Source organism: Ensifer sp. EB106-03-01-XG145 (assembly GCF_058792075.1).
Genome location: NZ_JBYTEC010000001.1, coordinates 1,683,768 through 1,703,936, shown reverse-complemented (window position 1 = coordinate 1,703,936; position 20,169 = coordinate 1,683,768). Strand labels below are relative to the sequence as shown.

16 protein-coding genes are annotated in these 20,169 nt (G+C 62.4%); 6 read left to right on the top strand and 10 right to left on the bottom strand.

Going from position 1 to position 20,169, the window contains the following annotated elements; all coding sequences use genetic code 11:
* Window positions 1-37: 37 nt before the first annotated feature.
* Window positions 38-1,408 (bottom strand): bifunctional UDP-N-acetylglucosamine diphosphorylase/glucosamine-1-phosphate N-acetyltransferase GlmU, encoded by a 1,371-nt coding sequence (gene glmU, locus AC3WWH_RS08310; RefSeq protein ID WP_058322463.1) that lies wholly within the window; start codon window positions 1,406-1,408, stop codon window positions 38-40.
* Between the two features lie 243 nt (window positions 1,409-1,651).
* Between glmU and AC3WWH_RS08305 the strand changes: the two genes are divergently transcribed.
* Window positions 1,652-3,418 carry a hypothetical protein gene (locus AC3WWH_RS08305; RefSeq protein ID WP_058322462.1) on the top strand — a complete coding sequence of 589 codons (1,767 nt, stop codon included), beginning with the start codon at window positions 1,652-1,654 and terminating at the stop codon, window positions 3,416-3,418.
* Between the two features lie 10 nt (window positions 3,419-3,428).
* Here AC3WWH_RS08305 and AC3WWH_RS08300 read toward each other — a convergent pair whose 3' ends face one another.
* Complete coding sequence (locus tag AC3WWH_RS08300) at window positions 3,429-5,075, bottom strand: Na/Pi cotransporter family protein (RefSeq protein ID WP_113398544.1); 1,647 nt, start codon at window positions 5,073-5,075, stop codon at window positions 3,429-3,431.
* Between the two features lie 349 nt (window positions 5,076-5,424).
* Here AC3WWH_RS08300 and AC3WWH_RS08295 point away from each other — a divergent pair, with 349 nt between their 5' ends.
* Genes AC3WWH_RS08295 through AC3WWH_RS08275 form a run of 5 tightly spaced genes read left to right on the top strand, consistent with a single transcriptional unit; the run spans window position 5,425 to window position 10,885 of the window.
* Window positions 5,425-7,317 (top strand): peptidylprolyl isomerase, encoded by a 1,893-nt coding sequence (locus AC3WWH_RS08295; protein ID WP_058322461.1) that lies wholly within the window; start codon window positions 5,425-5,427, stop codon window positions 7,315-7,317.
* A gap of 18 nt (window positions 7,318-7,335) precedes the next feature.
* Window positions 7,336-8,349 carry an anthranilate phosphoribosyltransferase gene (gene trpD / locus AC3WWH_RS08290; protein WP_058322460.1) on the top strand — a complete coding sequence of 338 codons (1,014 nt, stop codon included), beginning with the start codon at window positions 7,336-7,338 and terminating at the stop codon, window positions 8,347-8,349.
* A 16-nt stretch (window positions 8,350-8,365) separates the two neighbouring features.
* The gene (gene trpC, locus AC3WWH_RS08285; RefSeq protein ID WP_113398546.1) at window positions 8,366-9,181 is read left to right on the top strand and encodes an indole-3-glycerol phosphate synthase TrpC; all 816 of its coding nucleotides are present in this window, start codon (window positions 8,366-8,368) and stop codon (window positions 9,179-9,181) included.
* Window positions 9,181-9,669: a cyclic pyranopterin monophosphate synthase MoaC gene (gene moaC, locus AC3WWH_RS08280; RefSeq protein WP_057255914.1), complete on the top strand. Its 489-nt coding sequence runs from the start codon at window positions 9,181-9,183 to the stop codon at window positions 9,667-9,669. Before trpC ends, moaC begins: the two co-directional genes overlap by 1 nt.
* Before the next feature lie 4 nt (window positions 9,670-9,673).
* Window positions 9,674-10,885 carry a molybdopterin molybdotransferase MoeA gene (locus AC3WWH_RS08275; RefSeq protein WP_058322458.1) on the top strand — a complete coding sequence of 404 codons (1,212 nt, stop codon included), beginning with the start codon at window positions 9,674-9,676 and terminating at the stop codon, window positions 10,883-10,885.
* Between the two features lie 291 nt (window positions 10,886-11,176).
* On the opposite strand, the gene AC3WWH_RS08270 is transcribed toward AC3WWH_RS08275, so the two are convergent.
* The 8 genes from AC3WWH_RS08270 to pcsA form a co-directional block, all read right to left on the bottom strand.
* Window positions 11,177-12,469, bottom strand: coding sequence for a hemolysin family protein (locus tag AC3WWH_RS08270; protein WP_058322457.1), 1,293 nt, complete (start codon window positions 12,467-12,469; stop codon window positions 11,177-11,179).
* A gap of 165 nt (window positions 12,470-12,634) precedes the next feature.
* Window positions 12,635-13,378 (bottom strand): FadR/GntR family transcriptional regulator, encoded by a 744-nt coding sequence (locus AC3WWH_RS08265; protein ID WP_057255908.1) that lies wholly within the window; start codon window positions 13,376-13,378, stop codon window positions 12,635-12,637.
* Between the two features lie 263 nt (window positions 13,379-13,641).
* Window positions 13,642-14,712, bottom strand: coding sequence for a BMP family ABC transporter substrate-binding protein (locus AC3WWH_RS08260; protein WP_058322456.1), 1,071 nt, complete (start codon window positions 14,710-14,712; stop codon window positions 13,642-13,644).
* A 48-nt stretch (window positions 14,713-14,760) separates the two neighbouring features.
* Window positions 14,761-15,681 carry an ABC transporter permease gene (locus AC3WWH_RS08255; protein ID WP_058322455.1) on the bottom strand — a complete coding sequence of 307 codons (921 nt, stop codon included), beginning with the start codon at window positions 15,679-15,681 and terminating at the stop codon, window positions 14,761-14,763.
* Entirely contained in the window at window positions 15,681-16,775 is a 1,095-nt protein-coding gene (locus tag AC3WWH_RS08250; protein ID WP_058322454.1) for an ABC transporter permease, read from the bottom strand. The genes AC3WWH_RS08255 and AC3WWH_RS08250 overlap by 1 nt, the downstream gene beginning before the upstream one ends.
* Entirely contained in the window at window positions 16,765-18,339 is a 1,575-nt protein-coding gene (locus tag AC3WWH_RS08245) for an ABC transporter ATP-binding protein (RefSeq protein WP_058322453.1), read from the bottom strand. The genes AC3WWH_RS08250 and AC3WWH_RS08245 overlap by 11 nt, the downstream gene beginning before the upstream one ends.
* 48 nt (window positions 18,340-18,387) lie before the next feature.
* Window positions 18,388-19,365 carry a quinone oxidoreductase family protein gene (locus AC3WWH_RS08240; protein WP_058322452.1) on the bottom strand — a complete coding sequence of 326 codons (978 nt, stop codon included), beginning with the start codon at window positions 19,363-19,365 and terminating at the stop codon, window positions 18,388-18,390.
* A gap of 9 nt (window positions 19,366-19,374) precedes the next feature.
* Window positions 19,375-20,100, bottom strand: coding sequence for a phosphatidylcholine synthase (gene pcsA, locus AC3WWH_RS08235; RefSeq protein WP_058322451.1), 726 nt, complete (start codon window positions 20,098-20,100; stop codon window positions 19,375-19,377).
* Between the last annotated feature and the right edge of the window lie 69 nt (window positions 20,101-20,169).

Here is a 20,169-nt window from a genome sequence, read left to right as displayed (position 1 = left end):
CCTTTGCGCATCCGATTAGGCGCGCGGCGCCGTAGATCTACTCGGCCGTTTTCGCAGCTTTCTTGGCTGCCTTCACAGCCTGGTAGCGCTCGCGCAGCAGCCGCGCCCGACCCGGCTTGATCTCCTGGCGCGCGCGGCCGAAGGCAACGGCATCTGCCGGAACGTCCTCGGTAATCACGCTGCCCGAGGCAACCAAAGCCCCATCGCCGATCGTCACCGGTGCGACCAGCGACGAATTCGACCCGATGAAGGCATTTTCGCCAATCCGGGTCTCATGCTTGTTCACGCCATCATAGTTGCAGGTGATCGTACCGGCCCCGATGTTCGAACGCGCGCCGACGAAGGCGTCGCCGATATAGGTCAGGTGGTTGACCTTGGCGCCGGCGCCGATCTCCGCCTTCTTGACCTCGCAGAAATTGCCGACCTTCGAGTTTTCGCCGAGATCGGCGCCCGGGCGCAGCCGAGCAAAGGGACCAACAGTCGCCCCTGCCCGGACCGTCGCGCCCTCGACATGCGAGAAAGCGTGGATGATCGCGCCGCTCTCGACGCGCGCGCCGGGACCGAAGACGACATTCGGCTCGATCAACACATCCTGCTCAAGCACCGTATCCCAGGCGAGGAACACCGTTTCCGGTGCGATCATCGATACGCCCGACAACATCAGTTCGTGGCGCCGCCGCTGCTGCCAGAGCCGCTCGATGAAGGCGAGTTCGGCACGCGTATTGCAGCCGGTCAGCTCCTCCTCAGGCGCCTCGACGGCGATCGCCCGTCCGCCGATCTCGCGCACGATCTCGACGAGATCCGTCAGGTAATATTCGCCCTTGACGTTGGCATTGCCGATGCGTCCGAGCAGATCGAGCGCCTTGCGCCCGTCGATCGCCATCAGTCCGCCGTTGCAATAGGTGATGCGGCGCTCTTCTTCGGTCGCATCCTTGTGTTCGCGAATGGCGAGCAAGGCACCGTCCTTGACGATCAGGCGGCCATAGCCGCTCGGATCCGCCGCCTCAAAGCCGATCACCACCACGTCGTTGCCGGCGGCAAGGCCATCACGGGCGGCCTTCAGCGGCTCCGGCGTGATCAGCGGCGTATCACCGAAGACGACGAGAATATCGTCATAGCCTTTCGCTATAGCGTCACGCGCGGCCAGCACTGCATGACCCGTGCCCAGCCGTTCCTTCTGCAGATAGGACGAGACCGACACGCCGCCGACATCGGCCGCCGCCGAAACCGATTCCGCATCGCGACCGACCACCAGGGCAATATCGGAAATCGAAGCGCTTGCCAGCGCCTGGACGACATGAGCGATCATCGGCCGGCCGGCGACCGGATGCAGCACCTTCGACATGGACGATTTCATCCGCGTGCTTTCACCCGCAGCCAGAATGATGGCCAGGCACGTCCGTTCCATACAATAGTCTCCTTGGTCTTTCCGAGGCCGACGCCTCCTGCACAATTTCTTAAATCGAAATCGCCTCAAGTACAAAATCACGCACGATTCGGCGCTGTGGTATCGCCAAGATATTGCGAGAAGCATAATTCTCACAATCACGTCGCATTAACCGGCTTAAAACCGGATGATGGCATAAGAAGGCGCGGAGCCTGTGTCAGCAAGCAGTGCGGGTGCATCGCTCCCCGGGGGAACGAAACCGCAATGCATAGCCGCACCGAACTGGATGTACAGGCACGACAGGCGAGCGTGGCCCTTACCTTCGTCCGCTCACCATTGTTCTTGCTTGTCGTCACCCTCGGCGTGCTCGCGCTCCTGCTCTCCATCACGATCCCGCAACCGATCGGCCCGATGTTCTGGGATCACTACCTTTACCTCGATGCCGCCAACCGCATACAAGACGGGCAAGTGCCGTCAGTCGACTTCTTCACGCCCGTTGGCGCGCTTGGCTACTACCTGTTCACGGGTCTCCAGGGCATCTTTCCCAACGGCCAGCCGTTGCTGCTGGCGAGCTGGTGCTTGCTGCTCGTCACCGGGCCGGCGATCGCGCTCGTCGTCTTAGACGTGCAAAAGCGCTCTGCGCTCCTTGCCTATGCGATCCTGCTGCCGTTCCTGGTCTTCTCGGTGCTGCCGTTCAACACCGGCGATTTCTACTCCTACCCCGGCTCCGATGGCTTCGGCATTTACAACCGCCAGGTCTGCCAGCTCCTCTACGTGCTGGCAGCGGCATTGGTTCATGTTCGCGACCGTCGTATTCTCGTGGTCGTCGTTGCAGGGGCGATGGCCGCTCTCTTTTTCGTGAAGATCACGGGCGTTATCGCCGGCACGGTTCTTTGCCTGATGGCATTTGCCGCAGGCCGTATCCCCTTCAAATCAGCGGTAGCCGCAGCGTTGCTGTTCTTCGCCGTGCTGGGCGTGGTCGAGAGTTCGATGGGCGCGGTGTCTGCCTATATCGACGACATCCTTGCGCTGCTGGCCGTCAATGACGGCAGCCTGTTGCCGCGCCTGCTGCAGGCAGCGTCGCTCAATGCCGGCCTGCTGATTCCGGCCGGACTGCTCGCGCTGGTGCTTTTCGCGGCGCACCTTCGATCCTTTGCGCGCTCCTTGCGACAGCTTGGCGGGAACCCCTCCGCATCGGCACTCGCGGGCGTCTTCGACCAATCGTTTCTTTGGCTGGCGGCCTTCGTTTTCGCCGGCATTCTCTTCGAAAGCCAGAACACCGGCAGCCAGGCCTTTATCTTTCTGCTGCCTTTGCTGCTGAAGATCGTTGTCGACGAGGTCAGCGGTGCCGCGCCCAAGCCACGTGCGATCACAGTGGCCATTCTTGCCCTGGCGGCCGCCCTGCCGCCGGCCACCGCCATTGTTCAAAAGAGCGCTCGCGCCTGGATCGGCGCCGTCAACAATGTGCCGCTCGAGAGCCGAAACCTCAAAACGATGGGGGCAGTCAATCTCCGGCCGATTCTCGAACTGCGCGCCGAGCGCCTGCGCGATATCTATGCGGCGCATCGCCCCACATTCGATGCCATGGCGGATGCCGGCGAGCTGCCGTCTTTCCTGCTTTACAGCGATTTCGATTTCCAGGCCGGCTGGCTGACCAATGTGGATGAAGCCATCGATGCGATGCGCGCCTATGAAACGGCAAATGGCGTGCGTTTCGAGACGATCCTCAACATCGATTTCACCAATCCTTTTCCCTGGCTGATGGATCGCCGCGCGCCGGAACATGTCGCCATCGGTGCCGATCCGTTCCGCGCAGTCCCTCCGCCGGATGAGAATGTCCGCGCTGCCATTCGTTCACTCGACATCGCGCTCGTGCCGACTTGTCCGGTCACCAACGTCAATCGCATGCTGCTTTCGCTCTATCAGCCGAGCCTTGAACCCGGCCACACCCGCGTGATGCTGACGAAATGCTATGACGCCTTCATCCGCGACGAACTAAAGGCCGCCGCGCCCGCCGCCAGCGGCTCTTGAGATCTGACGATTAGGCTTCGGGCCGGAGACGGCTTTCAGTCAAAAGCCCGCTCTCCTCCAGGATCGGATAGGCGACGGACGCGATATGCGCGTTGACGCGCTTGAGATCGCGCAGCATGTCGAGATGCAGCGAACTGGTCTGCAGGCTTTGAACCAGCCCGTCGCGCAGCCGCTCGATGTGCCGCTCGGCCGAGCGCTTCTCCATGTGGCGAACGCTCACCTTCACCTCGATGAGCTGGCGGGCGAGATCGGCATTGCGACTGACGAAGATGGATTGGGCAACGCGAAGATTGTCGATCGTAAGATTGAACAGGCTTTTCAGCTCCTGATAACCTTCCTCCGAGAACTTCAGACCGTTGTTGACCTTCTTGGCGATCTCCTCGCAGAGCCCCTTCTCGATGATGTCGCCCATATGTTCGAGGTTGATGGCGTAGTCGATGATGACGATCGAGCGCCGACCATCCTCCTGGCTCAAACCATCGCGCCCCAAGCGCGACAGAAAGATCTTCACTTCCTGTTGCAGCTGGTCGACCTGTTTTTCGAACTTGGCGATGTCGCGAATACCGGAAAGATCGTTGTTCTCGAAGGCATTGGCTGCGCGCATCAGCATCATCTCGACCAGGTCGCCCACACGCAGCACCTCCCGGGTCGCTCCGGAAAGCGCCATGACCGGCGTGTGCAGGGCATTTTCATCGAGATAGCGCGGCCCGCTCTCTTCCGTCTCCGTATCGGGAATGAAGCGAACCATCAATTGCGACAACAGGCCGGCAAAAGGCCAGGCGAGGATCGCGACGGCGAGATTGAAGGCAAGGTGGATATCCACGGGCAGGTTTTGGCGCGGCAGCGGCAGGCTCTGCAGAAATTCGACGCTCATGCTGGTCAGCGGCAGCGCGATCAAACAGCCGACCGCACGAATGACGAGATTGCCGAGAGTGACGCGGCGCGCGGACGGGGCAGAAGCCAGGGTCGCCATGACCGGCGGGATCGCTCCTCCCAGATTCGCGCCAAGCACGAGCGCCACCGTCAGCCCCACCGTGAGAATGCCCGCGGACGAAAGCGACAGGACCAGCATGACGACCGCCAGGCTCGAAGACGAAGCGAAGGAAAGCCCGGCAGATATGATGAGCGCGACGGGCCAGGCGCTGTCGAGCATGCCGAGAAAGGCGGCGAGCGCCGGAGAATCACGCATCGGCTCGGTCGCCGAGCCCAGCAGATGCAACGACAGCAGCATGAGGCCGATGCCGACAAGGGCCGCCCCGAGACCCTGGCGGGCATTCGAGCGGCTGGCACGGTGCAGAACCACGCCGACGAGGATCACGAGCGGCGACAGCCACTCGATGCCGGTCGCGACGATCCAGGCGGTCATGGCGGTTCCGACATTGGCGCCGAGAAGAACGATCTGCGCCATGCGCGAGCGCACGAGCCCCTTCTCCACGAAGGAAGCGGTCATCAAGGCGGTGGCCGTCGAACTCTGCAGGGCCAGCGTTGCGACAAGTCCGGTCGCGAAAGAGCGCACGGCCCCGTTGGTTCCTTGGGCGAGACCGGCGCGCAAGCGCGCACCGAAGGCGCGTGTCACGCCATCCTTGACGAGCGACAGACCGAAGAGCAGCAGCGCGACTGCTCCAAAAAGATTGACCATCACGATTGTCGACTGCATGGCATGCCTTCCTGCGGGGTCTTCAGAATCGCCCCTTGCCTTGCAACAGAACCACAGTTCCAAGGCGTATTCGACACAATCTGACAGATAAATTTCGATTGCCGGCTAATGAATCCGACATGGATTGTACTGCTCGCGCCCGACGGGTTGGCAGGCGGACCGGCGATCTCACGCGCGCGTCGCAATGCGCCGGTGGCAAGCGCTGAAAACCGGGCGGTCGGGATCGACCAACGATCCCGTGAGCGCGCGCAATTTGCGGCAAACAACCCTTCATTTCCTGTTTCGTTTGTTTTAAGGAACGAATTCGTTTGGCCAATGGCCGCCGCATTGCAACGAGGTTTCTGCCCCCATGCTCGAATTCCTGAGAACTGCCGCCCAGACCTGGGTTGTCAAAGGCCTGCTAGTCATTCTCGTGCTATCGTTCATGGTGTGGGGCGGCTCATCTCTGACGATGACGAACCAATCGGATGCGGTGGTGGTCGTCGGCGACGTCAAGGTCAAGGCGCCGGAGTTCCGGCTTACCTATGAAACCATGCTGGCTCAGGCCTCCCGCCAGCTCGGCACGCGGCTGACGCCACAACAGGCACGCGCCTTCGGCATCGAACAGCGGGTCTATTCGCAGGTCGTCGCCGGCGCTGCTCTCGACCAGCTTGCAGACGACATGAACCTCGGGCTGTCGCAGGACCGGCTGGCCAAGCTGATCGCCGACGATCCGGCGTTCCACAGCGTCAACGGCCAGTTCGACCGTCTGACGTTCTCCAGCGTTCTGCGCAACGCCGGCCTGCGCGAACAGGACTACATCAACAGCCAGAGCCAGACCGCGATCCGTTCGCAGATCGTCGATGCCCTCTCGGACGGTTATGCCGCTCCCAAGGTGCTGACCGACGCGATCGGCGCCTACCGCCACGAAAAGCGGACGGTCGACTACCTGCTGCTCTCGAACGCCAATATCGACGCTGTGAAGGCACCGGGCGACGACGTGCTGACGCCCTGGTACGATGGCCGCAAGGCAAACTACCGCGCCCCGGAATACCGCAAGGTCAGCTATGTAAAGCTCGAGCCGGTCGACGTCGCCGACACCGCAGCCGTGACGGAAGATGAGATGCGCACCGAGTATGACCGGCGCAAGGAGAGCTTCCGCACCGTTGCGACGCGGACCATCGAGCAGCTTACCTTCCCGTCGCGTGCAGCGGCTGACGCCGCAGCGGCCAAGCTCTCGTCCGGCACGAGCTTCGACGATCTGGTGAAAGCCGAAGGCAAGACGTCGGCCGACGTTCTTCTCGGCGAATTCTCCAAGGATCGCGTGCCCGATGCCAAGGTCGCCGAGGCGGCCTTCGCAGTTGCCGCAGACGGCGGCGTATCTCCGGTTGTCGAAGGCGCCTTCGGTCCGGTCATTCTCCGCGTGACGAATATCCGGCCGGAAGCGGTGCGCAGCTTCGACGAAGTCAAGGAAGAGCTGCGCAAGGACATCGCGCTTTCCGCGGCGAGCGAAGAAGTCATGCGCCTCCACGACAAGATCGAGGACGAGCGCGCTTCCGGGGCTCCGATCAAGGAAGTGGCCGACCAGCTCAAGCTGAAGCTGGTGACCATCGATGCGATCGATGCAACCGGCAAGGACAAGAACGGCGACGACGTTGCCGGTCTGCCGGAGCAGGCAGCCCTTCTGCAGGAAGTCTTCAAGGCGGATGTCGGCGCAGAAACCCTACCCGTAAATGTCGGCCGCGACGGCTATGTCTGGTTCGACCTCGATGAAGTTACCCCCGCGCGTGATCGCACGCTGGACGAGGCTCGCGACGAAGTCGGCGCCGACTGGATGGCCGAACAGCAGCGCGCAGCACTTGCCAAGAGGGCCGGTGAGCTGAAGCAGCGTCTCGCGCAGGGTGCAAAGCTTGCCGACATTGCCAATGAACTCGGCCTCGCCGTCGAAACGAAGTCCGGTCTGATGCGCTCCACTTCGGACGCCGCCCTTAGCCCGGCGGCTGTCGTCGCCGCCTTCTCGGGCCCGAACGGTTTTGTCACCAACGCTGCCGGCATCGGTGGCGAAGGACAGGTGCTCTTGCAGGTGACGGCGGTCGAGGATGGCGGCCCGACGGACGCCCTGCAGGACGATAGCCGTCAGATCGAGGCTCTGGCCGGCGTCAGCGGTGCAGATATTGTCGATCAAATGGTCGCCACGCTGCAAGCCGCCTATGGCGTGACGATCAACCAGACGCTCGGCGAAACCGCAATTGCGCAACGATAGGCTTCGAGGAAACAAACGATGAGTGATCTGAAGCCATTCGTCGCCAAGGTGGCCGCCCGTGAGGCGCTGAACCGCGAAGACGCGCGTGCCGCCTTCGAAATCATCATGTCGGGGGCCGCGACGCCATCGCAGATCGGTGGCTTCCTGATGGCGCTGCGCGTGCGCGGCGAAACGGTCGATGAGATCGTCGGCGCGGTCGGCGCCATGCGTGCCCGCATGCTGCCGGTCGATGCACCAGCTGATGCCGTGGATATCGTCGGAACCGGCGGCGACGGCGCCGGCACCTATAACATCTCGACGCTCGCTTCGCTCATCGTCGCCGGCGCCGGCGTACCTGTCGCCAAGCACGGCAACCGCGCGCTGAGCTCGAAGTCGGGCACCGCCGACGCGCTCTCGTGCCTCGGCGTCAAGCTCGACATCGGCCCCGAAGCTATCTCGCAGTGCATTCGCGAGGCGGGCGTCGGATTCATGTTCGCACAGCAGCATCATTCGGCAATGCGCCACGTCGGCCCAACGCGGGTGGAGCTTGGCACGCGCACGATCTTCAACCTGCTCGGCCCGCTCTCCAATCCGGCGGGCGTCAAGCGACAGCTGGTCGGTGTCTATGCGCCGCAGTGGGTGCAGCCGCTCGCGGAGGTGCTGCGCGATCTCGGTTCCAAAAATGTCTGGGTCGTTCACGGCGAAGGCCTCGACGAGATCACCACGACCGGGACGACGCAGGTCGCTGCCCTCGAAGACGGCAAGATCTCGACTTTCACGCTGACGCCGGCCGATTTCGGGCTTCCGACGGTGACGCTCGATGTACTGAAGGGTGGCGACGGCGCGCACAATGCCGTTGCGCTCCAGGCTGTGCTCGATGGCGCCGAGAACCCCTATCGGGACATTTCCCTTGCCAATGCGGCCGCATCGCTGATGATAGCCGGACGGGCGAAAGACCTCGGCGAGGGCATGGCGCTCGCCCGCCAGTCGCTTTCGAGCGGCGGCGCCAAGATGGCGCTGCAGCGCCTGATCAGCGTTTCGAACGCAGCCTGAGGAAGGATCGGCAACGATGACGGATATCCTGCGCAAGATCGAAGCCTACAAGCGCGACGAGATCGCGGCCGCGAAAGCACAGACGCCGCTTTCCGAACTCAAGGCGCGTATCGCCGAACAGTCTGCCCCGCGTGGCTTTCACTCGGCGCTCACCGCGCGCCAGTCGGCCGGCACATTCGGGCTGATCGCGGAGATCAAGAAGGCAAGCCCATCCAAGGGGCTCATTCGCCCGGACTTCGACCCGCCGGCGCTTGCCAGGGCCTACGAAGCTGGTGGTGCCGCCTGTCTCTCGGTACTCACGGATGCGCCGAGCTTTCAAGGTGCACCGGCCTTCCTGGAAGCCGCACGCGCGGCCTGTGGCCTGCCGGCACTGCGCAAGGACTTCATGTTCGACAGCTACCAGGTGTTCGAGGCTCGGGCCTGGGGCGCGGACTGCATCCTGCTGATCATGGCTTCGCTCAGCGACGACGACGCCCGCCGCCTTGAAGATGCGGCCTTCGAGCTTGGCATGGATGTGCTGATCGAAGTGCACGACGCTGAGGAAATGGAACGGGCGCTCAAGCTCGCCTCCCCCCTCGTCGGCATCAACAACCGCAATTTGCGCACCTTCGAGGTCAACCTCGCCGTCTCGGAGCAGCTAGCAGGCATGGTCCCTTCCGACCGGCTGTTGGTCGGCGAAAGCGGCATCTTCACCCATGAGGATTGCCAGCGCCTGGAAAAGAGCGGCATCACCACCTTCCTCGTCGGCGAAAGCCTGATGCGCAAGAGCGATGTGGAAGCGGCCACGCGTACCCTGCTGACCGGCGCTGCAAACACGTTGGCGGCCGAGTGATGGGTAAGCCGACGCTCACGCATCTTGGTGGCAGCGGCGAAGCGAACATGGTGGATGTCGGCGAAAAGGCCGAGACGGTGCGCATTGCGGTCGCCGAGGGCCATGTGCGCATGAAGGCGGAAACGCTGACGCTCATTCTCGAAGGCGATGCGAAGAAGGGCGATGTCATCGGCACCGCGCGGCTCGCCGGCATCATGGCCGCCAAGCAGACCGCCAATCTCATCCCGCTCTGCCACCCGCTGATGCTGACGAAGGTTGCCGTCGACATCACGCCCGACCCCACGCTTCCCGGCCTCCGGGTCGAGGCACTCGCCAAACTCACCGGCCGCACCGGTGTCGAGATGGAAGCCTTGACGGCTGTGAGCGTCGCGTGTCTTACCATCTACGATATGGCGAAGGCCGCCGACCGCGAAATGGAGATCGGCGGGATCCGGGTGGTCAGCAAGTCCGGCGGTCGGTCCGGCGACTTTCGGCGCGAAGGGAACTGAGGTCATGTCGCTGCTGTCCGTCGAAGATGCGCTCGACCGAATTCTCGACAGCGCAACCCCGAGACCACTGGCAGAGCGTGTCGATCTTCACGACGCTGTCGGCCGCGTCCTTGCCGAGGATATCTCGGCACTCGTCACTCATCCCGCCTTCGACAATTCCGCGATGGACGGCTATGCGGTTCGCCATCAGGATATCGAGACCGTTGGCGCGGAACTTATTGTGATCGGCCAATCGGCTGCCGGCCATGGCTTCAAGGGAGAGGTGGGGCCTGGAGAGGCCGTCCGCATCTTCACCGGAGCACCCCTGCCTGCCGGTGCCGATACGGTCATCATCCAGGAAGATACCGAGCGCCGGCCGGAAGACCGGATCCGCACCAAGTTCGTGCCCGGCAAGGGCCGCCACATCCGCTTGGCCGGACAGGACTTCGCTCGGGACGAAACGGCGCTATCGGCTGGCGACGTACTCGATGCCGGGCGGCTGACACTGGCCGCCGGCATGAACCACGCGAATCTCCCCGTTTTCAAGCGGCCGAAGATCGCAATCCTTGCGACCGGCGACGAGCTTCTGCCTCCCGGGAGCAAGCCGGGGCCGGACCAGATCATCGCCTCGAACAGCTTCGGCGTCGGGGCAATCGCGCGCGACAATGGCGCGGAGGTCATCGATCTTGGCATTGTCGCCGACGACCAGCAGGCGATCGCCGCCCAGGTCGCACGGGCTCAGGCTGCCGATGTCGACGTGCTTGTCACGCTTGGCGGCGCGTCGGTCGGCGACCATGACCTGGTTCAGGCAACGCTACTTTCCTGCGGCATGACGCTCGACTTCTGGCGCATCGCCATGCGGCCGGGAAAGCCGCTGATGGTCGGCAAGCTCGGAGGTACGACCGTGCTCGGCCTCCCCGGCAACCCGGTCTCGAGCCTCGTTTGCGCGCTGCTGTTCCTGGAGCCGCTGACGCGCAAGCTCGCACGACTGCCGTCCCGCGCGCGTATCGCGACGGCCCGGCTTGCGAGCCCGCTGCCAGCCAACGACGTTAGGCAGGACTACGTGCGTGCGCGCCTGTCCACGGACGAAGACGGGAGCCTCGTCGCCCATCCCTTCTCGCGGCAGGATTCGTCGATGATGAAAGTCTTTGCCCAGTCCGACTGCCTCATCGTGCGCCGGCCGCACGCTGCAGAAGCACCCCAGGGCGCATCCTGCGATATCCTCAGGCTTCGCTGAACCGCGGACTGCGGGCGAAGCGTCGCCGATACTGGACGGACTCATTTCTGCTCCGGAGCCGTGGCTGGTGTCATGGCGCCGACATCATAGCTCTGTACAAGGAAGCTACTTGATCATCGCCGAGGACCTCCGACTACGGATGTACTAGCGGACCCGCGGTGATCTGGAAAAAGGTCGGGCTTAGCCCGGCCTTTTGCATTTGCGGCGGGTGAGGCAGTCCATAGCGACGCTACCGCCTCGAGCCGAGAGCAACTGCGTTCCCGGCCTCTTCGACAATTTTCATGGACTGGATCAGTTGGCCGCTTCGTCGCTTCGGCTGACCAGGATCTTGTCGATCCGGCGTGCATCCATGTCGATTACCTCGAACCGGTAGCCGTGAGCGATGGCGATATCGCCCTCCTCCGGCGTCTTGCGCAGCTGCTGCACCAGGAAGCCGGCGATCGTCTCGAAGTTACCGTCGGCATCGATGCCTTCGATGCCGATCGTCAGGTGAATTTCGTCGATCGGCGTGCGGCCGTCGACGAGGTAGCTGCCATCCTCACGCACACGGATCAGCGCGTGTTCGATGTCGTCGTAGTTCGACGGCAACACGCCGACGATCGCTTCGAGGATATCGGCGATGGTGATGATGCCTTCGGTGCTGCCATATTCGTCGACGATCATCGCCAAATTGATGCTCGACGACTTGAAGGCTTCCAGTGCCTTCAGGCAGGAAGCCGTCTCCGGCAAGGTGTGGATTTCCTTTATGTACCTGCGCACATCGAACGGACTGGAGGTCGGGGCGTTCAGGACCTCCTTCGCCAGGACTGCGCCAAGCACGTCGCCGCTCGGTCCATCGACCACCGGATAACGGGAATGGTTGAATTGGCCGATCTTGCGGCCCACCGTCTCCAGACTGTCGTTAACGTCGATGAAGCTCACCTCGGTCCGGTGTGTCATGATCGACTTCACGTTGCGGTCGCCGAGCCGGATGATGCGGCGGAGCATCTCGTGCTCCGACTTCTCGATCGCGCCGCTTTCGACACCCTCGGCCATGATCGCGTGGACTTCCTCCTCCGTCACATGGTCCGGATCATCCGGGCGCATGCCGAGGAGGCGCATGGCGACCGATGCGGCCGTTTCGAACAGATAGACGATCGGAGCCGCGATCCGCGACAGAAGATGCATCGGGCGCGCGACGAACATCGCCAGCGCTTCGGAATTCTTCAGTGCCAGTTGCTTCGGGATAAGCTCGCCGATCACGACCGAGAGGAACGTAATCAGGGTGACGACGAGCGCGACGGCGACCGTATTTCCGTAGGGATGAATCCAGGCGATTTCATCGAGGGTCGGTGCGATCTTGGCAGCGATAGTCGCACCGCCATAGGCGCCGGCCAGCGTGCCGACCAGCGTAATGCCGACCTGTACCGTGGAAAGGAATTTACCGGGATCTTCCGCCAGCCGCAGCGCCACCTCGGCGCGAGTGTTTCCCTGTTTTGCCATCTGGCGAAGCATTGGCTTGCTTGCCGAGACGATTGCCATTTCCGAGAGAGCAAAAAATGCATTAATCAAAAGCAGGACGAAAATGACAAAAAATTCGGACATGGTCTCCAGATCACCGTTGACGAAAGCCGCTCCGCTGGGAACGACCAATCACCAGATAAGGCCAGCGGGCGATCTGAGCAAGCGCAAGCATTGAAATCTATGCGATCTGCTGAACATTGGAGATCATCAATAGCGGAATTTCGAACAATCCCGGAGAAGCTGAACTCAGGCGCGGTTATGCAAGGCGCTGCGGACCCGCTCGCGACCGATCTTGATGACATTCTCCATCGCGAGCCGGGCGCCGACTTCGTCGCGCCGGCCGATTTCCTCAACGATGCGGATATGGTTGCGGGCGACCTCGTCGATGCCGCCCCTTTCGGCGACAGGCGAGCTCAGCTTGAAGACGCCAACCAGCGCCGCTTCAATCAGCCCGCCGACCGTCCGCATGAACGGGTTTCCGGAGGCTTCGGCGACCGCGAGGTGAAATTTCAGATCCGCCACGGCAAGGCTCTCTGCCGTGTGTCCCTCTTCGCCCATGGCAACGGCGAGCCGCATCATACGGCTGATTTCCGCTTCTGACGCGTTTCGCGCGGCTAGGGCTGCCGCGTGCGGCTCGAAGGCGAGGCGCACTTCACTCAGGTGGTAGAGAAAATCTTCATCGACCCCGCACTCGAAATGCCAGGTCAGGATATCGCTGTCGAACAGGTTCCAGTCGTTGCGCGGCGTTACGCGCGTGCCGATGCGGGCACGGGGCACGACCAGCCCCTTGGCGGCAAGCGTCTTCATGGACTCGCGCAGTACTGTTCTCGACACCTTGAAGCGCGCGGCGAGCTCCGGATCTCCTGGAAGGATCGAGCCCACAGGAAACTCGCCGGATATGATCGCCTTTCCAAGTTGATCGACGACATGCGCATGGCTCGTGCGTTTGCGCGAGCCGGACACAACGGTTTCCAGCAAACTCCTGTTCAATCCATCTCCTCCAGGCACTCCCCTGCCTGACTTTGCCGACACACGGATATCGGTGCTGCGAAGCGCCGCCGACGTTTGCCCAAACTTGCGCAAACGAGTGTAGTTTGATCGACCGATTCCGGAAAGCCCCCGGAAAGACAAGCGAAATCGGCGTTGGCAAACGATGTCCGATCGTAGCCGCACAGGCTTGCCATACCCCATTCTGAAACGAACAAACCCCGCCACGCGGCGGGGTTTGCCCAACTTCACTTCTGTGCAGCCGCTTACTTCGGCAGCTGGTCGTCGACGCCCTCGACGTAGAAGTTCATGCCGAGCAGGGTGCCGTCATCGGACGTTGCACCGGCTGCGAGCCATTCGCTGCCGTCCTGCTTCTTCAGCGGGCCGGTGAAGGGCTTGAGCTCGCCCGACTTGATCTTGGCTTCGGTTTCCTCGGCCAGCTTCTTCACGTCATCAGGCATGTTGGTATAGGGCGCCATCGTCAGGATGCCGTCCTTCAGGCCGTCCCAGCTCGATGTCGTTTCCCACTTGCCGTCGAGGAAAGCCTGCGTGCGTTTGATGTAATAGGCGCCCCAGGTGTCGACAATGGCCGTCAGCTGCGTCTCCGGGCCAGCCTTGATCATGTCGGAAGCCTGGCCGAACGCCTTGATGCCACGTTCGGCGGCAACCTGCATCGGAGCCGTCGTGTCGGTATGCTGCGTCAGGATATCGACCCCCTGGTCAACCAGCGCCTTGGCAGCGTCGGCTTCCTTGCCGGGATCGAACCAGGTGTTTGCCCATACGACCTTGATCTTGAAGTCGGGGTTTACCGAGCGCGCGCCGATGACGAAGGAGTTGATGCCCATCACCACTTCCGGGATCGGGAAGGATGCGATGTAGCCGGCGACGCCCTTCTTCGACATCTTCGCAGCGATCTGACCCTGGATGTAGCGGCCTTCATAGAAGCGGCTGTTGTAGGTCGCGACGTTCGGCGCGGTCTTGTAGCCGGTGGCATGTTCGAACTTCACGTCCGGGAACTTCTGCGCGATCTTGATGGTCGCATCCATGAAGCCGAACGACGTCGTGAAGATCAGGCCGCAACCCGAGCGTGCCAGGCGCTCGATCGCGCGTTCCGCATCGGGGCCTTCCGGCACGCTTTCAAGATACTGGGTCTCGATCTTGTCACCGAGTTGCTTTTCCAGCTCCTGACGGCCGATGTCGTGCGCCTGGGTCCAGCCGCCATCGGTCTTGGCACCGACGTAGACGAAGCAGACCTTGGCCTTTTCCTGAGCGCTGGCACCCGTGGCGAAGCCGATCACCGCCGCGGTGCTTGCGAGAGCGAGCAGTAGTTTCTTCATTTTTTTACCCCTGTCGGTTTGAGAAACGTTTGTCTGAAATTCTTGAAATCACCGGTCCGGCACGAACGGTTTGCCGAGCGATGCCGGTGTATTGATCAAGGTCATGCGCCGGTTGTGCGAAATGAGAATGAGTACGACGATCGTCGCCACATAAGGAAGCGATGAAAGGAGTTGTGAGGGAATACCCAGACCGAAGGCCTGCGCATGCAGCTGGCTGATCGAGACCGCACCGAAGAGATAGCCGCCGGCCACCAGCCGCCAGGGCCGCCAGGAAGAAAAGACCACCAGCGCCAGCGCGATCCAGCCGCGCCCCGCCGACATGTTTTCCACCCATTGCGGCGTGTAGACGAGCGACAGCTGCGCACCGGCGAGGCCGGCGCAAGCGCCGCCGAACATGACGGCCAGATAACGGGTGCGGATGACGTCGACGCCGAGCGCGTGCGCGGAAGCGTGGCTGTCGCCGACAGCCCTGAGCTTGAGACCGGCGCGGCTGCGAAACAGGAACCAGTGCACGCCGGCGACAATCGCAATCGATAGATAAAAGATGATGTCCTGTCGGAACAGCAGCGGACCGATAACCGGAATGTCCGCCAGAAGCGGTATCGTGATCGGCTGCAGCTTGATGCCCTGAAGGCCGAGGAAACTCTCGCCCATCATGCCGGAAACGCCGATCCCGAGCAGCGTCAGGGCAAGGCCGGTCGCCACCTGGTTTGCCACGAGCGTCAACGTCAGGAAAGCGAAGAGCTGCGAGAAGATCGCGCCGCAGACAACACCTGCAAGCATGCCCAGATAGGGCGAGCCGGTAATCTGGGTGATCGCGAAGGCGGAGACCGCCCCCATGATCATCATGCCTTCGACGCCGAGGTTGAGAACGCCTGAGCGTTCCGTCACCAGTTCGCCGATCGCGGCGAGCACCAGCGGGGTCGCGGCGGTGATGACACTCAAGAGGATCGCTTCGACAATACCCATCAGCGGCTCACCTCGGTGTTTGTCGCGGTCAGCCGGTCGAAGACCAGTTTGATGCGGTAGTGGATGAGGGTGTCGCAGGAGAGCACGAAGAAGAGCAGCAATCCCTGGAAGACGCGCGTCACCTTTTCGGAAACGCCGATCGAAAGCTGCGCCGCTTCACCGCCGAGATAGGTCAAGGCGAGCACCAGGCCGGCGGCCACAATGCCGAGCGGATTGAGGCGACCAAGGAAGGCGACGATGATCGCGGTGAAGCCGTAGCCGGGCGAGATGACCGGGCGCAGCTGCTGGATCGCACCGCTGACCTCGGATATGCCGGCGAGCCCAGCCAAGGCGCCGGAAAGCAGCATCGAGAACCAGATCATGCGGCGCGACGAGAAACCCGCAAAGCGCCCTGCCCGCTCCGACTGGCCGAGAACGGAAATCTCGAAGCCCTTCAGCGTGTAGCGCATCATGAACCAGATGAGGACTGCCGCGATGATGGCGAAAGCGAATCCCCAATGGGTCCGTCCCGAGGCGATCATCTCCGGCAGGATCGCATCGACGGCGAAAGTGCGCGTCTCCGGAAAATTCATCCCACCCGGGTTGCGCCAGGGGCCACGCACCAGCCAGTCGAGAAAGAGCTGAGCGACATAGACCAGCATCAGGCTCGTCAGGATTTCATTGGTGTTCATATGCGCCTTGAGGAAGGCGGGAATTGCCGCAAACAAAGCGCCGCCGAGCATGCCCATTAGCATCATCAGCGGCAGCACCAGCGGCGACTGCCAGTCGTAGAAGACCACCGGCAGGATCGAACCGGCGATGGCGCCCATGATGAACTGGCCCTCGGCACCGATGTTCCAGTTGTTGGAGCGGAAGCAGACCGAAAGCCCGACGCCGATCAGGATCAGGGGGGCTGCCTTGATCGCCAGTTCGTGCAGCGACCAGACCTCGCTCAACGGTTCGACGAAGAAGCTGTAGAGCGCCATCACCGGGTTCTTGCCGAGCAGCGCGAACATGATGCCGCCGAAGACAATCGTCAGCAGGAAGGCGATGAACGGCGACAGGATCGAAAACAGCGTCGAGACCTTGGCGCGCTTTTCCAGTTCAATGCGCATGTGCGGCCTCCGTGCCTTCCGTCTTGCCGTACATGCCGCCCATCAGCAGGCCGATCTTTTCGCGCGAGAGTTCTTTCGCCGGATAGGGATCGGAGAGCCGCCCGTCGCTGATGACGGCGATTTCCGTCGCCACCTCGAAGATCTCGTCCAGATCCTGGCTGATGACGAGAACAGCCGAGCCCGCCTTGGCAAGGTCAACGAGCGCCTGGCGAATACGGCTGGCGGCGCCGGCATCGACACCCCAGGTCGGTTGATTGACGACGAGCACGCTCGGCTGCCGGTCGAGCTCACGGCCGACGATGAACTTCTGCAGGTTGCCGCCCGACAGCGAGCCCGCCGGCGGGTCTTCGCCGCTCTTGCGCACGTCCATCGCCTCGGAAATGCGCTTCGTGGCGCTCGTCACCGCATCGCGGCGGATGATCTTGAGGAAACCGCCACCAAGGAATGCCTTGGCGTCCGAACGGCTGCGGGCAAGCACGAGATTGTCCGAGAGCGGCAGCGCCGATACGGCGGCATGGCCGTGGCGCTCTTCGGGAACGAAGCCCGCGCCCATCAGGCGGCGGGCATTGATGTTCCTGTTGCCGACCGGCTTCTGCCGGATCTGCACGGCATTCTCGTCAACGACCGGATACTCGCCCGACAGCGCATCGAAGAGTTCGCCCTGGCCATTGCCGGCGACACCGGCGATTGCCAGCACCTCGCCGGCGTGGACCTTGAGACAGATGTTCTTCAGCGAAACGGCAAAGGGTGTGCGGGCCGGAACCGTCAGATGCCGCGCCTCGAGCTGCACCTGGCCCTTGGCGCTGGTGCCTTCGGCCGTCACGGCCGCGACGTCACTTCCAACCATCATGCGCGCCAGCGACGACGGGGTCTCCGCCTTCGGGTCGCAGGCGCCGGTCACCTTGCCGTGACGCAGCACCGTTGCGCGGTCGCAGATGCGTTGGACCTCTTCGAGTCGGTGGCTGATATAGAGAACCGAGCGACCCTCTGCCTTCAACTTGTAGAGCGTTTCGAACAGGCGATCGGCTTCCTGCGGAGTCAGAACCGAAGTCGGCTCGTCGAGAATGATGAGGCGCGGGTTCTGCAGCAGCGCGCGCACGATCTCGATCCGCTGGCGCTCGCCCACGGAAAGATCGGCAACATGCGCCTTGGGGTCGAGCGGCAAGCCGTAGGCATGCGACAGGCGCGAAGCCTCTTCCGCCACCTTCGCGAGCGAGATGTTCGCATCCATGGAGAGCGCAATGTTTTCGGCGACGGTCAGCGCCTCAAACAGCGAAAAATGCTGGAAAACCATGCCGATGCCGAGCTTGCGCGCGGCGGCGGGATTGGCGATGCGCACGCTCTGGCCCTGCCAAAGGATCTCTCCTGCCGTCGGCGCCAATACGCCGAACAGCATCTTCACCAGGGTCGATTTTCCGGCACCGTTTTCGCCGAGAAGGGCGTGGATTTCGCCCTGTTCAATCTGCAGATTGATCCCATTGCAGGCCGCGAAGCTGCCAAACAATTTCGTCAGGTTGCTCACAGCCAATAGGTGACCGTTCGCCGCTACTCCCTCAACAGGCACGCTGCCCTCTTTCCCCTCTGTTGATCTGCGTCCGCCTTAAGGCTTCGATCACGGAATCAGCAGTGTTGTTCCACTTGTTTTTCTTGTCTCGAGATCCGTATGCGCCCGCCCTGCATCGGCAAGCGGATAAGTCTGATTTATATTGATACGCACTTTGTTGCTTTGCACAATATCAAACAGGGAATTTGCACACGCTTCCAGCGCAGGCCGCGTGGCAACGTAACCGAAGAGTGTCGGACGGGTCGCGAAAATCGATCCCTTCTGCGCCAGAATGCCGATGCTAAACGCGTCCACCGGACCGGACGAATTGCCGAAGCTGACCCAGAGACCGCGCGGCTTCAGGCAGTCCAGCGACGCCGGATAGGTATCGCGCCCGACGGAATCATAGACGACATCGACACCGCGGCCATCGGTCAGTTCCTTCACCCGCGCGACGAAATTGTCGGTGCGGTAGTTGATGACGTGGTCGTAGCCGTGCGCCAAGGCCAGATCGATCTTGTCCTGCGAGCCCGCGGTGCCGATCACGGTGGCGCCCAGCGCCTTTGCCCACTGGCCAGCGATCAGACCGACGCCGCCGGCGGCCGCATGGAACAGGATCGTCGTGCCCGGACCGACCTGATAGGTCTGGTTGAGCAGGTACTGCGCCGTCATGCCTTTCAGCATCATCGCCGCTGCGGTCTCGAGCGTGATGCCGTCTGGCACTTTCACGAGTTGGGAGGCATCGACATTGCGCTCACTGGCATAGGCGCCGTCGGCCGAGGCATAGGCGACGCGATCACCAACGGAGAAGAGGCTGACGCCATCGCCAACCGCCGTAACGATGCCCGCGCCCTCCTTGCCCGGCACGAAAGGCAGGCCAGAGGCGGATTTATAGAGGCCGGTGCGGAAATAGACGTCGATGAAGTTGAGGCCAACGGCAACCTGGCGGATCTGCACTTCGCCCGGACCCGGCGGCGAGAGCGTGACGCCTTCGAGTTTGAGGACCTCCGGTCCACCGAGTTCGCGTACCACAATCGCCTGTGCCATTGCCTGCTCCTATTTCCGGCCGAGACTTGGAAAAATCTGCAGCACGAAGCCAATCACGTAGAGATAGATGCCTGTGACGACAAAAACGGTCACGACCCAAGCCGGCGTCGCGAAATGCAGGAGCAGCGCATAGACACCCAGCGCCGACCAGATCAGGAAGACGCCGAGGTTCAGCGGCCGCAAACGCTGGACGCGGACTGGGTGAAGGAAATTGATCGGCAGGAAGGTGAGCACCACGGAGACGAAGACGACGACCGACGCCGTCACCTCGCTCGCCTGGATGACGAACAGCGTGAAGACCACCATGTTCCAGACGACCGGGAAGCCCGAGAAGAAGTATTCGTCCGTTTTCATGCCCATGTCGGCATAGTAGATCGCGCTCGATACGACGATTGCGCCCGCCGCCACGAAGGACCAGGGCTCGCCGATCATGCCACTCTGATAGAGCGCAAAGGCCGGCAGCAGGACATAGGTCACGTAGTCGATGACGTTGTCGAGCGTGTCGCCCGACCAGTTGGGCAGCACTTCCTTGACGCGGACCTTGCGGGCGATCGGCCCATCGATACCATCGACGAGCAGCGCCAGGCCCAACCACCAGAACATATCGACGAAGCGGTGCTCGGCCGCCGCAACGACGCCGAGGAAAGCAAGAAACGATCCCGAGGCGGTCAAGATATGCACGGAAAAGGCGCGAATCTCGGCGTAGGGAACTCGTTTGTAGTTAAAGAACTTCATCTGCGGACGCCGCCCACCCCTGCTGTTTTCCCCGTACGGACCCGCAAGCCCGCCTCAACCGCTCTGCGG

Coding starts and splice junctions, on each gene's coding strand:
- AC3WWH_RS08240 (WP_058322452.1), bottom strand. CDS start 19,365: ATGGCACAGGCGATTGTGGTACGCGAACTCGGTGGACCGGAGGTCCTC.
- AC3WWH_RS08270 (WP_058322457.1), bottom strand. CDS start 12,469: ATGTCCGAATTTTTTGTCATTTTCGTCCTGCTTTTGATTAATGCATTT.
- moaC (WP_057255914.1), top strand. CDS start 9,181: ATGGGTAAGCCGACGCTCACGCATCTTGGTGGCAGCGGCGAAGCGAAC.
- pcsA (WP_058322451.1), bottom strand. CDS start 20,100: ATGAAGTTCTTTAACTACAAACGAGTTCCCTACGCCGAGATTCGCGCC.
- trpC (WP_113398546.1), top strand. CDS start 8,366: ATGACGGATATCCTGCGCAAGATCGAAGCCTACAAGCGCGACGAGATC.
- AC3WWH_RS08300 (WP_113398544.1), bottom strand. CDS start 5,075: ATGCAGTCGACAATCGTGATGGTCAATCTTTTTGGAGCAGTCGCGCTG.
- trpD (WP_058322460.1), top strand. CDS start 7,336: ATGAGTGATCTGAAGCCATTCGTCGCCAAGGTGGCCGCCCGTGAGGCG.
- glmU (WP_058322463.1), bottom strand. CDS start 1,408: ATGGAACGGACGTGCCTGGCCATCATTCTGGCTGCGGGTGAAAGCACG.
- AC3WWH_RS08295 (WP_058322461.1), top strand. CDS start 5,425: ATGCTCGAATTCCTGAGAACTGCCGCCCAGACCTGGGTTGTCAAAGGC.
- AC3WWH_RS08260 (WP_058322456.1), bottom strand. CDS start 14,712: ATGAAGAAACTACTGCTCGCTCTCGCAAGCACCGCGGCGGTGATCGGC.
- AC3WWH_RS08255 (WP_058322455.1), bottom strand. CDS start 15,681: ATGGGTATTGTCGAAGCGATCCTCTTGAGTGTCATCACCGCCGCGACC.
- AC3WWH_RS08275 (WP_058322458.1), top strand. CDS start 9,674: ATGTCGCTGCTGTCCGTCGAAGATGCGCTCGACCGAATTCTCGACAGC.
- AC3WWH_RS08250 (WP_058322454.1), bottom strand. CDS start 16,775: ATGCGCATTGAACTGGAAAAGCGCGCCAAGGTCTCGACGCTGTTTTCG.
- AC3WWH_RS08305 (WP_058322462.1), top strand. CDS start 1,652: ATGCATAGCCGCACCGAACTGGATGTACAGGCACGACAGGCGAGCGTG.